A 13,436-nucleotide genomic window follows, 5' to 3' on the forward strand; every position below is an offset into this window, starting at 1 on the left:
TCCATAAGAGAAAATGAAGATATTTGTCGGTTATACAGTGTGAAGGCAACGATACAGCTTACTCACCTGTTCGTCGCCCTTCTTCAGCTGCAATATAACGCTTATTCCTGCTTTTTTTCGAAAAAAGGCTTCACATCGATTGGAAATTGTGACGGCTCCACGTTCATATTTTCCACATCGAACGTCTTACGCCTCTAGCAGCTGTTCGCTCTGCTGCTTCGTATCCCGTTTGCTGCGAACGACTCGCAGCGCCTCCTGATACGCCACGTCGAGCGCATCCTCGCTGCTCACCACCATATCAGGCGTAACCCCAACTTTTTCCCAGTTCGTATTCGTAATGGGGCTAACCGGTCTACCATTTGGAATAACGATGCAAATGTCATCCGTCATTCGATGGATCGAACCTGGATGAGCACCGCCTTTTGTTTGCTCGCCTACAATGGTCGCGCGCTTTAGATTTTTCAGGTCATACGTAAATTGCTCTGCTGCTGAAAACGTCTTTCCACTTGTTAACACATAAACAGGATTCTCAAGCGGATACTTACGTGAAGGGTGAATCGGAACCGTCCAAGTTTGAATCGTTTCTACATCGGATCGAGTATAGAACGTTTCCAAATGTGTAGGGTAATCCAGAAGATAACTGCAAATGAAGGCAACGGTGTCGGGATATCCCCCGCCGTTGTTTCGTACATCAATAATTAAGGCATCTGTATGCTGCAAGAGCGTAAACGCGGCCGCAATACTTTCAGACGCATGTGGGGCGGAGGCAAAACGTCGCAAATCGAGATAGCCGATATTGTCTTCTAGTCTTTCGATACGGTACAGCCCATAATTATGATGCATGGCTTCCGCAAGTTCACGTGCTTCCTGAGCTGCTTCGTCCTCTTCACTTGCCTCTTTTTTCATAAAATCCGGGGTGCTAATGAGTCTTAAATGCTTATCCTCACTTATGGCCAGCAGCTCTTGATTAATGATTAGGAACAACGCTTCCCGCGTTATGTTCGAAAATGAATCTTTGTGCTCGCTTTCTGGTAACTGGATCAGCCGGCTAGCGAGTTGGTCTGCAACTTCTGGAAAGATATAAATAGTTTGAATACGTTCAGCCAAACGTGTACATAGATCACTTACTTGTTCGAATTGCAATTCCATTGCTTCTTCCCCCATTTTAAGTATGATCACATGCAATAAAAACAGTTCAATCATACCATTATTATGCATTTCATGCTGCTCCTACTTTGAATAAGGGTGGAAATTGACGCTAAGGGATTGAGCAGATGATACAATCTCAGCCCTTTCATTTTCGAACGCAAAAGAGAGGACAGCGACCGTGAATAATAACGAGGTGTTTGGTTGCCATAATGCTATTCTCCCAGCGTTTATGTTCTGTGCTCATTTTTGCACGTGATAGATATGAATATGATGCTCGTTTTTTATTGAAGAAATAAGCAGGTGTTGGGATGAATGTATATGACTACTATAGGTTAAAATAGGAGGCTATCTAATCAAAGCAAATGAGGAACCTAGCAAAAATCCTGCAAATAAATAAAAGTCCCGTACCCCAGCGCCTTGTTAGACTGGGTACGAGACTTCAATGGATTAGGTTAATTTATAATGGACATCAAACTAGAAAATTTGAACGACATGGAAAAACACATTCGGTGAAGCGATTCTGAAGTAGTAGCTGCTCCAACCCGCTCCTTTGTCATTAGAAGGATTGCGATAGCTGAACGTCAACCGTTCCTGCTCTAACTCCTCAATCGACTCAATCCGACCTGCTACATAATCCAGCAAACGGGCACCCGCACTATCCAGCCTTGTGAGCACACCGCCATAGCGAATATCTAACACTTCCCATCCGAATGGCTTGTACATCGTAAACCATTGCGTACGGTGTGCGATTCGCAAATCGTTCACTTTTTTCGCCAGCTCTGGAAGCACGTGCTCCGCAATATGACGCAGTGTAATCAAGTCTTTGTCATCATAAGCTCGCTTGATCTCAATGCCTAATTGGCTTTTCATCTTCAAGACACCGCACAGCTGTGCAGGCACTTCAAACAAATAATCCAGCTTGGCCGTCTGGTCGCGCTGCTGCTGAATCGCCGTTTCCAAATTCGCATAATGCGCGTTCATTTCCAAGCCTTCAATATGTCTGTCAAACAGGCCTAACAACACATCCTGCCACAACAAAAATTTAGAAGGGTTGCTCTGTTCCACATTATCTGGAACACTACCTGGTGTCTCATCTAAGTATTTCAACTGCATAAATGCAGATGCATCAATGCCCGTGCAAAATTTAACGCGTTCATTCAACACTTCTTGCGCCACATCATGCGCACCCGTGTATGCATGTTCTGCATAAAATTGTAAGCCGAGCAGCGCATTAAAATGGTTGTTCTCAAATCCATCGTCGCCCCAAATGGCGATATGTACTTGTTTGACGCCTTTCTTCTTACACGCTTTAAGCGCTGCATCTGATGCTTGCAGCGAAAGTCCGTAATTGGTGCCGAAGCAGTTCCACGTCCAGATGCCACCCAGAAATACCGGATATGCACCACGATTTAGTTTCGAATACGTATCTAGCAATTGCGCATACTTTTGTTCATTCGTATTGAAAAAATCCCAATACACCAATTGAACATCTTCTGGAATGTGCTTCAGCATATGTTCCGAAATGTTAATTTCATTCGCGAATACATAGTGCTCCGCTTCGGAGGCAGAAGCCATCTTCAAGAACATGTCGCCATACATAAGCGGTGTTAATTGCAGCTTACGCACCATTTCCAACACTTTGGACAAATGGTTGATCATAATGTCGAACCGCTCTTTGTGACCGAAGCGGTCTAAGAATCGACCTCTACCGACTTCCTCTGCTTCATCCATCCCGATATTAATCTTGTTGCTGCGGAACGGTGCCGAGGCCGCCTTAATCATTTTTTCAATCAGTTCGTAGGAAGGCGCATAATCGATGAGCAGTGCACCTTTCGTGTCGCGATAGTGAACCGCCGCATCCCACTTCAAAAACTCCTCTAAATGCGCTAACGTCTGGATACCTGGATACGCTTCAATCCCGAACTGATCCGCATAGTCGTCGATTTCCTTTAACTCTGCATACGAGTATCTGCCGCGCATGTAACCGAAGTAAGGCTCACCTTCGACTTCATATAAGTCTTCCATATACAACACGATAGAGTTCAATCCCATGAGGGCAAATGTGCGAATTAATTGCTTAAAGCTATGTACCGTCAGCACAGCATTACGGGATAAATCAAGGCTTGGCCCGACCGCGTCAAATTGCGGCTGCTGCTCGATCAAGAACGATTCTGAGTGCGCGGCATGCTGGACAAACAAACCGAGCGCACGGAAGAACTCATGTTTTTTACCATATCGAATGCTGCCTTTCCCCTGCTCAAGCTTAATATCTAACACGCCAGCAACTTGCTCCACATGCACGGGCAAGCCATCGTCGGCTAAAGTAAAAGCTAATTCTTGAGACAACAATTGTATACCTGGCAATAATGGTCCTATTTCTCCTTCAAACTTGAACTTCATCACATTTCCCTCCACCATGAGTTATGGAATAGTCGATTTAAGTAAATTCATAGAGACAAACGGCTGTAAATGTAATATTATTACACGTATCATTATATGGCGTGGAAAATTATTACGCAAGACTCGATTCTATAAATTAGGTGATGGAATGAAAAATGCCCGACTATTGCTGCAAGGCATGCTGGATACACTCAATCCAGCTGAAAAACGTGCGGCGCAACATATTTTGGAACATGAGCAACGGATCGGTCATATTTCTGTCCAGCAGCTTGCCGCCGACACACACACGAGCGTGGCGACTGTAGCCCGCCTTGCCCAACGCGCAGGCTTTAGCGGGTTTCGTGAGCTAAAGCTGTCTTTGTTATCCGCGCGCGTCCATCCTGAGCAAGGCGCGGCATCTTTTGAAGGAATCCATTCTGGGATGGATTCTACGCAAGTGATACGCCAGCTTACCCATTGGGCTAAGCAATGCTTGGAGGATACGGCACTTGTGCTATGTGCCAATTTGGTTGATCAAGCTGTCGCAGCGCTGCTCGGTGCCCATAAGACAGCCTTTTTTGGCGTTGGCAGTTCATCTTTCGTGGCGATGGATGCCTCGTTCAAGTGGATGCGTCTCAATCGTTGGAGCTTTGCATACAACGATCCACAAGTGATGCTGCTCTCGGGCGTGCTGCTTGAGCCAGGCGATGTACTTGTCGCTATCTCTTACTCCGGAGAGACGAGAGAAACGCTGGAAGTGGCCAGCATGGCTAAAGAACATGGCGCCACGGTTATTAGCATCACTCAAGTCGGCAACAATTCGTTGCATCAATTGGCTGACATCGGACTGTGGGTGACCGCGACGGAGGCTGGCATGAAGCGGGGCGACATTGGTTCACGTATCGCCCAAGCGCATGTGATTGACATCCTCTATATGACCATGATTAGCCGTAATTTTAACGATGCTGTCTTGCAGTTGGAAGAGACACATACGATGATTCGGCAGGATCGAAGGAAAGCAAGTCAGGAGACCCATGCGATCGATCGACACCGAAGCGACTGAAGCAACATAGGGGCTACTGCGAAAAGGAGCTACTTCGAGCAGGGGTTGCTGCGAACAGGAACTAACCATACGAGTTCAAGTCGTCGCTCCGTCAACGATAGTGAACGGTTAAGAACAGGCCATACAACGACTTAGAGCTGCTAGAGTCGTTATATGGCCTGTTTTCATGTATTGGCTATTGACTGTTCACTAAAAGCGTACACAGCTAACTCGTTAAAGGTTCGCTACGTACTACAACATGAGCATTACTGGCTTCCGGTAAAAATCGTCCTTTGATCGACGATGCACAGTGGGTTTCCGAACGGATCTTCCATATAAAATAGGCGCTCCCCCCAATGCATCACCTCGATTCCTTGATCGATTGTTGCGCCTGCTTGCAGTGCACGTTCAAAAGCCTGCTCCACACTCCTTATTTTTTCACAAATTGAATCCACCAGATAATAGAAAACAAGATGCAGAACAGCACATAAATGGCCCATAAGGAGCCTTGCATAAGTTGATTCATAAAAAATTGCAATTCAGTCTGTCCCTCTGTTCTCCCGATTGCATTCATAAATCCAACGACAAAACCTGACACAATGACCGCAAGATGCAAGGACGACAGCAGTCGCATATTCTTTTTAAATAAACCCACAACGCTACCAATGACATTCGCACCCAAAATCGCATAAAACAGTACCCATACCCACGGTGCATTTGTTGCCCACATGACGTTCCCTCCAAGTCCTGTCATTTCTAAACGAAACAATGGTATCTCTATACCATTTATATGACTTTAGTATACAAGGTATACAGGGATACACCCTTCATTGGTTTCTCGCTTAATACGGACTGTAGATCCGCTATTTAGCTCATTTTAAAGCTTATACCTATCTTTGCGGAACTTCCGTCCGCGACTACCTTACAACTGCATTCAACCGCCATACATCAGCGAACGGAATAGTTCCATCTCACATTTTATGTAAAACCACGTATGAGCTGACTCGGATTCACCCCATATTTTTCACGGAACAGTTGTGCAAAATGACTAGGGTTCGAATATCCGACCCTTACGGCTGCTTGCATCACGTTCATCTGCCCTTGCTGCAATAGCAGCCAAGCCTTTTCCAATCTTTTGTCGCGCAAATAGCCGAACACGGTGTGGCCGTACACTTCTTTGAACCCGATTTTTAGCTTAAAATCGTTGATACCTACCATTTTGGCCAGTTCCAGCAAAGATGGCGGATTCGCCATGCGATGCAGCAAGATGACTTGCGCTTCCTTTATTTTTTCAAGATCTGTTCTGCTTAATAGAGAGCGCTGTGAGTCGTTCATAGGCGGGCGATCGAGGATAAATGTATCAAAGCAATGCGACAACAATTCCAATGCCTTGCATTCCATATAAATGTTGCGCGTGCTATCACCAGCTGGAGGATTCATTAGCTGCTCTACGATGACCGACGCTGTGGGATCAATCGGCTGCTCTAACAGATGAAAAGAGCGCTGCGCAAGCAGCTTGGACACCGCATCGCTTTGCCTACCGTTCGTGTATGCCATAAAATGTTGGAACGTTGTGACGGGAATGCCGATTCCGAGCGTTACTATCGGCTCGCTATTGTCGAATTCAAGCTGCGCGTCAAAGCTCCCCATAAACTGTAGGGCGCAGCGATTCGCTTGAAATGTGTACGTGGTCTCACATGCGCGTACATTTCTCATCCCTTGTAGACAGAAGTTTAGTTCAATCATCGGCGTATCGGCGTGAATATTGAACTGTTTCACTTTATGGAGCGTATAGTTGGAGATAACGATTTCCAAATCAGAGCGTGGCACCATTCTCCGAATCGTTCCTTGGCCCATAAAGGAAGGTATGGTCATTGCGGCGAATGGATGGACTGGGTCCTTGGTTTGAGTAATTGAATTTGCTTGAGTTGCTTGATTTGTTTGATTCTGTTGGTTCTGTTGGTTCGAATAGCTCAATTCGTTCGCAGGACGCCGCTCGATGTGAAAATGATCAAAAAATTGATCATACAGTTGATGAAAGTCTGTAGCTTTCATGTCATGTCTACGCTCCTCTTCCTCGAAAATGACAACTCCCCTTTCTAAATGATAATGTTTCTCGGTCGTTCGTACAACATATCAACAGAAATTCCCCTTCCAGCTAACAAGCAGGCTCATCGTAAACGATGTCCACGATACTTGTTATCCAAAAGGGGCACACTGTATAGCGCTAACTTCGTTATGCTTCCGTTACGACTTCCACTTTTTAATGGATGGACTGCTCCATATGTAACACGTTAATAACGTCAGTAGGACGATTAATAACCAGAACGGTACTTCGGGACGAATCTGGTACAAAAAAGTTCCGCTTAACGGCCCGATGAGCGAGCCGATTCCGATTGCCATCGCAATCATCCCCGCTGCTGCACCTTGCTCGTGCTGCGCAACCGCCAATGAAGCTCCCGACGTAAAGCCTGGAATGACTAGTCCTGCACCAATTCCGAGCAAAGCAAACGCCGCCGCATACACCCCGATATGGTCGTAACTAATAAGCAGCAGGATTCCGCTAACAAAAATAGGAACCCCGAATCGCAGCAGCTGGAAGGGGCTCAGCTTGTAGGCTCTTACGATAACAAGCTGCACCAGCGCCATCATAATCCCGATGCACAACAGCGCTACTCCTACCGCTTGAGCAGTCTGTGCTGTCGATAAGCCTAGCTTGTCTTGAAAGTAAAAACCGGCGGTCATTTGAATCTGAATGAGCGCCATCATAAATACCGTCGCGACGACTAGAAAAGGAGCTACGGCACGCCGCTGAAACGGCTGCTGCTGTCGCCCTCGCGTAGGCCCTGCGGATACTGTATTAGGCAGCGCAAAAGCTATCCCTATTAATGCTAACAGCGGTAAAATAGCCGCTACATAAATAGGAGCAAGAAACCCAATTGCGGAAAGAACCGCCGCCAACGCTGGGCCGATTACAAAGCCAATCCCATTGGCTGCGCCGATCAGTGACATTCCCGCGGAGCGGTCTCGTTCAGATGTGAGATCCGCCATATACGCTTGACTAGCTGATAAAATAGCCGGAAACGAAGCCCCGAGCAAAATGCGCGATATGAGCAACAGTACAAATAACGGAATAATCGGCAAGCCGCCAGCTAGCCCTTCTTGGGATGCGAACCCAAACATGCCATAACTGATGACCATCCCTGTCATTCCGATTAAAATGACGCGCTTCCGCCCGATCTTATCGCTTAACGCTCCCCACATAGCAGAGCTGAGCATCACCATCAAAGATGAGGCGGATACAATCCACCCCGCATCCGTTTCTTGAAGCCCCAACGCTCGAATAAGCGGCGCCATAATCGGGTTCAACACGCTTAAACCAATATAAGCGATTAAGACGGCCATAAAAATAGTCCACTGTGGTTGCATGGCTAATGTTTCCCTCCTTCTCTATACCGTCTTTTATTGTAAAGAAGCGGGTACAGAACATCTGCCCCGACACGGAGCCGACAGACGCAGGAGGGATTTTATTATCGTTTATGTCACAGTTATAAATCTTGCGAAAGACGTATCATATCTCGGCACGGAATGCCATTTTCAACAATTTCTTCATCATAATGTCGCGTAAAAAAGTCTAGATCTACGCCGACGATGCGAAATCCGCATTTTTGATAGAGAGCAAGCTGGCCCGTACTTGAATTTCCTGTGCCAACCTCGATCGTGGCATACCCGAGTTGCTTCGCCTTTTCAATTGCAGCACGCACAACTTGTTTCCCGACCCCTTTTCCTTGATGACGCTCGCTGACGGCCACATTCACTAACTCAATCGTATCTGGTCTTGTCGGCAATAATACATGGACAGCTACAATGCAGCCTTCCCCTTCCGCCACAAAGCATTGACCGCGTTTCAAATACCCTTCCACGATCCGTGTAGAAGGGTCCGCTAACAAGAGCAGATCCATGGGCGGCGTTTCATCCGATTGCAGTTGACGAATTTCGATCTCCAATTGTTCCACTCCTTACTATCGTTAGCAAGCTACATATGTCTTGTGACAACATCGGGATACTCGCTATTCTGGTAACATTTTTGCTAGACAATAACCCGCTTGCTTGAAATAAAAATAAGAATCCCCGTATTTACCTGAGTAGGGGGTTACCTCTGTTATCCTCTTTGTTCGACGAACCTCAAAAATCACAGTCCGCTACATGTCCGATTCGAATACTGGACCTTATGGTAGCAACTCTTCATAATGTCTGATCGTCTCTTTAATCGTTTCTTTCTTTTTCCCATCCCAAACGCTGCTAAGTTCAAACGTACCTGGTGTAAAAAACAAAGGAAATCTGCGCTTAAACCAATCTTGCATCGGTAACGAGAGTGCTTCGTCGATATGAATCCAGCTTAATTCACCTTCTGGCGGCGACTCGAGCAACTCCCCTTCGAACGATGTCGCTAAATAGTTAAACACCATATAACGAAGCCCATCATTAGGCTCACAAAACTCGTCCAAGCCTTTGTACACAATATGTTTAACGGTTAAGCCCGTCTCTTCTTTCACTTCACGAATGGCCGCATCTACGATACTTTCTGGAAAATCAACTTTTCCACCCGGTGCTATATATCCTGGAAATCCGAGCTTATCTGGTCTGTTCAGTAGCAGTACTTTATCATCATGTTGAACCATACACATCGTTAGTATTTGGCATTTCATCTCTGTCGTCATATGATTCAGCTCCACATCTTATTGAATAATACATTTTCCGCCCTTTTTTTGTATGCGATTAGAAATGTCTAATACCAATCTTTACTATATGATAGATTTAAATAGTCAGCCACTTGAAAGGCAAATTGCTTGTAATATCTCCCGCGCGCCGTCACGATATTTCCAGCTTGGACAACACCTTCGTGGCAATACTGCTCTTCATTAAACACACCTAAGAAGCTTCTTTGTTCCTCATTCAAACCAACGGTGTACTTCTTCCCATGCAATATGCCAGCCTTAGCAAGTAGATAAGGTGCACTGGAAATTGCGGCCACTAAGTGTCCTTTTCCAGAAAATTCACTAATTTTGTTAAAAAGCTCTTGCTGCTCTACCATATGTTCGAAGTCGTTACACCCTGAAATAACAAAGCTATCAAATTGATCAACATATGCGTCCCGCAAACTTAATTGTGGAACACATCTTAACCCCGCTTCGCCCACGACCATCTCATCATTTAAGCCTACAAATTGTATACGCTTCTTTCCTTGCTCCAAGACAGACAGTGTGATACTTAATTCGTACTCGCTAAAATTTGAATATAGTAAAATGGCGGTTGCTTTCATCGGTTCATTCCCCATTCTTTATGCATGCTGAAGGTACTCCGGTTGTCCTCACTAATCCATTGTTGGCGGAACGCGATGGAGGGTCGCTTGCTCATATCCATATGCAATCTTGATTAAAGTCGGTTCGCTATAAGCCGTACCCGAGAAAGCTACGCCAAAAGGTCCTTTGGTGGAAAATCCACCTTCTGGGTCAGTAATCCCTTGCGTGGTATACCCCGCCGGAACGGTTATGATAGGATAGCCCGCTCTTGCCGCAAGTACACTTCCATTATAATTCCCAGGCAGCATGAGGGCATCAAGTTCATATTTTTGCAACACATAATCCATTCCTTGTGCTCGCGCGAACTCCAAGTTCTGCTGTAAACTATCCAAATATTCTTGTTCCGATAAGGTTCCACTCGTCTGCTCTGACCAGATAAGTATGTCTTGTCCATATTTTAACGCAACGTCCGCATGCTGTTCATTAAATGCAATAACGTCTTGTATACTATGTACGGGTGCCGATTCGGGCAACTTCGCTAAATAGTCGTTCACATATTTCTTAAACTCATAACGCAGCACTTGATTGCTCCAGTTCACTTCATCACACGGTAGACTAATCGGATCGATAATCGTCGCGCCTTCGTTACGAAGCGTTTCAATCGCAGCCTCCATAAGCACAAGCCGTTCCTCATCCAAGCTACTGTAATAAAATCGAGGAATCCCGATTCGGGCATGCTTCAAATAACTAGCATCTAAAAATGGCGTATAGTCTGTATAATAACGATCCTTACTAGCTAAGGTAAGTTCATCACGCTCATCTACTCCAGTCAGCGCGCCTAGCAAAATGGCCGCATCTTTCACGGTTCTTGCCATCGGCCCCGCCGTATCTTGACTGTACGTAATCGGGATAATTCCCGAGCGGCTAACTAGTCCAACAGTCGGTTTAATCCCGACCAGAAAGTGGGAGCTTGCTGGGCAAATGATAGAGCCCGCTGTTTCCGTGCCAATTGCGGCTGCACTTAAGTTGGCCGCCACCGCAGCCGCTGAACCTGAGCTTGATCCGCTTACAAATAGCTCACCCGGTCCGTACGGGTTGAGCACTAGTCCGCCTCGCGAGCTGTATCCTGCCCACATCGTAGGAGACATGAAATTGGCCCATTCGGTCATATTGGCTTTTCCTAACAAAATAGCTCCCGCAGCACGCAGCTGCGCAGCGACAAAGGAATCTTCCGCGGCAAATGATTCCGCCAACGCGATCGATCCAGCACTCGTATGCATGTTATCGTGAGTATCGATATTATCCTTCAACAAAATAGGAATACCATGCAAAGGGCCACGACTTCCTTGTTCCTTACGTTCCTGGTCTAACGCCTTTGCAATCTGAAGTGCATCAGGGTTAAGCTCCAATATCGTCTTTAGGGTTGAATCATATTTGCGAATCCTCTCCATGTAAACGGTAACAAGTTCTTCCGAGCTCAACCTACCTGACTCCAAAGCAACCTGCATACTCGAAATATCAGCTTCTATAATCCACTCATCTAACTTCAGGTTCATCTAATCTAAATCCCCTCTCTAGGTGTCGTCTGTATTATGGAATCTAAATATGATCTTGTCTCCTGCAAATGTATTTCCCCGCGTTTCTTCAACCTTACCTGCCCCATACTCAGCTAACGTACGCCGCCAAAATTGTTGCGCTCTACCGTTTGCTTCCGCCGGACTCGTATACAACTCCCATTTTCCCTTAAACTGATTAAAGAGCTGTACAGCTGCCTGCTGCGCTACCCCCTTACCTCGATATGGCCGCAACACAAAAAATTCGTTCACAAAATATTGAATGCCAGGGGTACAATGCGGTGGTGTCGCCACAAGACCGAACCCTGCTGGTCGCTCATCTACTGTAAACATAAAAGGAAACAAAATATTCGGCTTATCCCACCAAATTTGCTGTACTTCGTACTGATCGGTTAACGTTCGATAATCATCACTCTCTTCATAGATCCCATGCTCGTTAGGAAGGTTCTGAAGATGCTCGGACAAATCATGTAAATATAAAGGGTACATATTTTTAATTTTGTAGGCTTCGTCTGGCGCTGTTAGTCGTACCTTAACGTCCACTATGTATCACTCCTTGGCTAGTTGATGGTTCACTTAGTTCGGTCTAGTTCGGTCTAGTTCGTCTAGCTCGTCTAGTTTTCCATTATCGTAAGCATTGGCCATTGCTGTTTCCAATTTTTCTTACGAACGCGCTCCAAATAATACGCTCGATCATGAAATAACGGACTCCGTCGTACAACCAAGTTAAACAAGTCGTCCAAGCCATGCGGATGACAGCATTCGATTTGCTCCCTGTCATTTATCCGAACACCTATGGCGGTTACAACCTCTGGCCACCTGCTTAAGGCATCCGCTGTCGATTGATAAGGCTCCATTCCATTTTTCACGTGCATTCGCGCTTGATTTTTAACCGACCATTGCTCATTTCCGGTGTGTGCAATGAGTTCATTCTCGATTTCTTTATCACGTTGTTCCGATAATTCATACGAATCAAAATAGACAACGTCAATGTCCTCATGCTTCGCGCGATATTCATATCCGTGCAAACGATCCCACACGTAATTGCGAATATATCCAGCCGCAATATAGCATTGAGACAAACTCAAGCTGCTTACTAACCGTAAATCCTCCATAAGTTGTTCATGCTCTCGTACATATTGTTGCAGTCGCGTTTCAAGTCCTGAATCTAGCATGTACAGCCCCACTCTCCATACCATTAACCCTACCCGTCATCAGAATAGATTAGAAAATTCCTTACTAATAAATCCCCTCAAACCCGCTTGTAGCACCGCGAACGTTAACTCAGAATCTTGAAGTTCGTTGTCTCGTATCTGCTGCAAGCATTGCGCTACCTCAATTTCTAGCACTTCAATCTGTTCATCGTTATCCAAACGCTGTTCAGATCGCGTCAGAACTTCATCCGTATAAAACACATGGGCAATTTCATTGCATCGCCATGAGGCTGGATACATTTTACCAAGATAGTAAACCGCTCCACACTCGTAACCCGTCTCCTCTACAAGCTCTCTGCGCACAGCCATTTCGATGCTTTCTCCACGTTCGACCTTGCCTCCAGGCAATTGGATAACGACGGAGTCAACCGCTTTTCTCAGCTGCTTAATTAAAATGAAATACCCTGCTCTGTTAGCTAACATCACGACATGTTCATTGGATTCCTGATTCCAGTACACTTTCCCACTGCGCTCTTGATATACCGTAATTCCATTGCGTTCGATTAGTTTGACTGATTCTGTGTGCACGCCGCAGTTCAACTCCTTCTGACTTTAAGATCTGCTAATAAATAGGATAAATTGTCCTATTGTTGAATAGTTTATAGGATTCCAAAATCTACCGCAAGGCAAGCGCCCTATTAATTTCAGCTATGATGAACGAAGTAACGATATAAAAGTTAAAAGAAACCACACCCATATCATATTTAAACAAATAACCCCTTACAACGGACTGAAACATGTGCTTCAGTGTCGAAGTAAGGGGTGTACTTTAGAC

The 13,436-nt window shown here is 45.6% G+C and carries 14 protein-coding genes; 1 reads left to right on the top strand and 13 read right to left on the bottom strand.

Annotation, left to right across the window (positions count from 1 at the left end; all coding sequences use genetic code 11):
- Positions 1 to 186: 186 nt before the first annotated feature.
- Together KIK04_RS00560 and KIK04_RS00565 are read right to left on the bottom strand one after the other, a co-directional pair.
- Entirely contained in the window at positions 187 to 1,218 is a 1,032-nt protein-coding gene (locus KIK04_RS00560; RefSeq protein ID WP_232276421.1) for a S41 family peptidase, read from the bottom strand.
- 405 nt (positions 1,219 to 1,623) lie between these two features.
- Complete coding sequence (locus KIK04_RS00565; protein ID WP_232276422.1) at positions 1,624 to 3,549, bottom strand: beta-N-acetylhexosaminidase; 1,926 nt, start codon at positions 3,547 to 3,549, stop codon at positions 1,624 to 1,626.
- A gap of 148 nt (positions 3,550 to 3,697) precedes the next feature.
- Between KIK04_RS00565 and KIK04_RS00570 the strand changes: the two genes are divergently transcribed.
- A complete protein-coding gene (locus tag KIK04_RS00570) occupies positions 3,698 to 4,591 on the top strand; it encodes a MurR/RpiR family transcriptional regulator (protein ID WP_232276423.1) in 894 nt (297 codons plus the stop codon).
- A gap of 245 nt (positions 4,592 to 4,836) precedes the next feature.
- On the opposite strand, the gene KIK04_RS00575 is transcribed toward KIK04_RS00570, so the two are convergent.
- The 11 genes from KIK04_RS00575 to KIK04_RS00625 form a co-directional block, all read right to left on the bottom strand.
- Positions 4,837 to 4,995, bottom strand: a complete 159-nt coding sequence (locus KIK04_RS00575) for a VOC family protein (RefSeq protein WP_232276424.1) — start codon at positions 4,993 to 4,995, stop codon at positions 4,837 to 4,839.
- A gap of 5 nt (positions 4,996 to 5,000) precedes the next feature.
- The gene (locus tag KIK04_RS00580; protein ID WP_232276425.1) at positions 5,001 to 5,300 is read right to left on the bottom strand and encodes a hypothetical protein; all 300 of its coding nucleotides are present in this window, start codon (positions 5,298 to 5,300) and stop codon (positions 5,001 to 5,003) included.
- Positions 5,301 to 5,548: 248 nt separating this feature from the next.
- The gene (locus KIK04_RS00585) at positions 5,549 to 6,625 is read right to left on the bottom strand and encodes a helix-turn-helix transcriptional regulator (RefSeq protein ID WP_232276426.1); all 1,077 of its coding nucleotides are present in this window, start codon (positions 6,623 to 6,625) and stop codon (positions 5,549 to 5,551) included.
- A 192-nt stretch (positions 6,626 to 6,817) separates the two neighbouring features.
- Positions 6,818 to 7,999, bottom strand: a complete 1,182-nt coding sequence (locus KIK04_RS00590) for an MFS transporter (RefSeq protein WP_232276427.1) — start codon at positions 7,997 to 7,999, stop codon at positions 6,818 to 6,820.
- Between the two features lie 119 nt (positions 8,000 to 8,118).
- Positions 8,119 to 8,571 carry a GNAT family N-acetyltransferase gene (locus tag KIK04_RS00595; protein WP_232278893.1) on the bottom strand — a complete coding sequence of 151 codons (453 nt, stop codon included), beginning with the start codon at positions 8,569 to 8,571 and terminating at the stop codon, positions 8,119 to 8,121.
- A gap of 228 nt (positions 8,572 to 8,799) precedes the next feature.
- Positions 8,800 to 9,291 (bottom strand): 8-oxo-dGTP diphosphatase, encoded by a 492-nt coding sequence (locus KIK04_RS00600; protein WP_232276428.1) that lies wholly within the window; start codon positions 9,289 to 9,291, stop codon positions 8,800 to 8,802.
- A 68-nt stretch (positions 9,292 to 9,359) separates the two neighbouring features.
- Positions 9,360 to 9,893: a DJ-1/PfpI family protein gene (locus KIK04_RS00605; protein ID WP_232276429.1), complete on the bottom strand. Its 534-nt coding sequence runs from the start codon at positions 9,891 to 9,893 to the stop codon at positions 9,360 to 9,362.
- A 51-nt stretch (positions 9,894 to 9,944) separates the two neighbouring features.
- A complete protein-coding gene (locus KIK04_RS00610) occupies positions 9,945 to 11,429 on the bottom strand; it encodes an amidase family protein (RefSeq protein ID WP_232276430.1) in 1,485 nt (494 codons plus the stop codon).
- Positions 11,430 to 11,447: 18 nt separating this feature from the next.
- A complete protein-coding gene (locus KIK04_RS00615; protein WP_232276431.1) occupies positions 11,448 to 11,990 on the bottom strand; it encodes a GNAT family N-acetyltransferase in 543 nt (180 codons plus the stop codon).
- 71 nt (positions 11,991 to 12,061) lie between these two features.
- Positions 12,062 to 12,622: a nucleotidyltransferase family protein gene (locus tag KIK04_RS00620; RefSeq protein ID WP_232276432.1), complete on the bottom strand. Its 561-nt coding sequence runs from the start codon at positions 12,620 to 12,622 to the stop codon at positions 12,062 to 12,064.
- Between the two features lie 39 nt (positions 12,623 to 12,661).
- Entirely contained in the window at positions 12,662 to 13,189 is a 528-nt protein-coding gene (locus tag KIK04_RS00625; RefSeq protein ID WP_232276433.1) for an NUDIX hydrolase, read from the bottom strand.
- Positions 13,190 to 13,436 lie beyond the last annotated feature (247 nt).

It is taken from the genome of Paenibacillus sp. 481 (assembly GCF_021223605.1).
Taxonomy (GTDB): Bacteria; Bacillota; Bacilli; order Paenibacillales; family Paenibacillaceae; genus Paenibacillus_B.

Excerpts from the sequence above, each read along its gene's own strand:
- KIK04_RS00560 (WP_232276421.1), bottom strand. The coding sequence starts at position 1,218 with ATGCATAATAATGGTATGATTGAACTGTTTTTATTGCATGTGATCATA.
- KIK04_RS00565 (WP_232276422.1), bottom strand. The coding sequence starts at position 3,549 with ATGAAGTTCAAGTTTGAAGGAGAAATAGGACCATTATTGCCAGGTATA.
- KIK04_RS00570 (WP_232276423.1), top strand. The coding sequence starts at position 3,698 with ATGAAAAATGCCCGACTATTGCTGCAAGGCATGCTGGATACACTCAAT.
- KIK04_RS00580 (WP_232276425.1), bottom strand. The coding sequence starts at position 5,300 with ATGTGGGCAACAAATGCACCGTGGGTATGGGTACTGTTTTATGCGATT.
- KIK04_RS00585 (WP_232276426.1), bottom strand. The coding sequence starts at position 6,625 with ATGAAAGCTACAGACTTTCATCAACTGTATGATCAATTTTTTGATCAT.
- KIK04_RS00590 (WP_232276427.1), bottom strand. The coding sequence starts at position 7,999 with ATGCAACCACAGTGGACTATTTTTATGGCCGTCTTAATCGCTTATATT.
- KIK04_RS00600 (WP_232276428.1), bottom strand. The coding sequence starts at position 9,291 with ATGACGACAGAGATGAAATGCCAAATACTAACGATGTGTATGGTTCAA.
- KIK04_RS00605 (WP_232276429.1), bottom strand. The coding sequence starts at position 9,893 with ATGAAAGCAACCGCCATTTTACTATATTCAAATTTTAGCGAGTACGAA.
- KIK04_RS00610 (WP_232276430.1), bottom strand. The coding sequence starts at position 11,429 with ATGAACCTGAAGTTAGATGAGTGGATTATAGAAGCTGATATTTCGAGT.
- KIK04_RS00620 (WP_232276432.1), bottom strand. The coding sequence starts at position 12,622 with ATGCTAGATTCAGGACTTGAAACGCGACTGCAACAATATGTACGAGAG.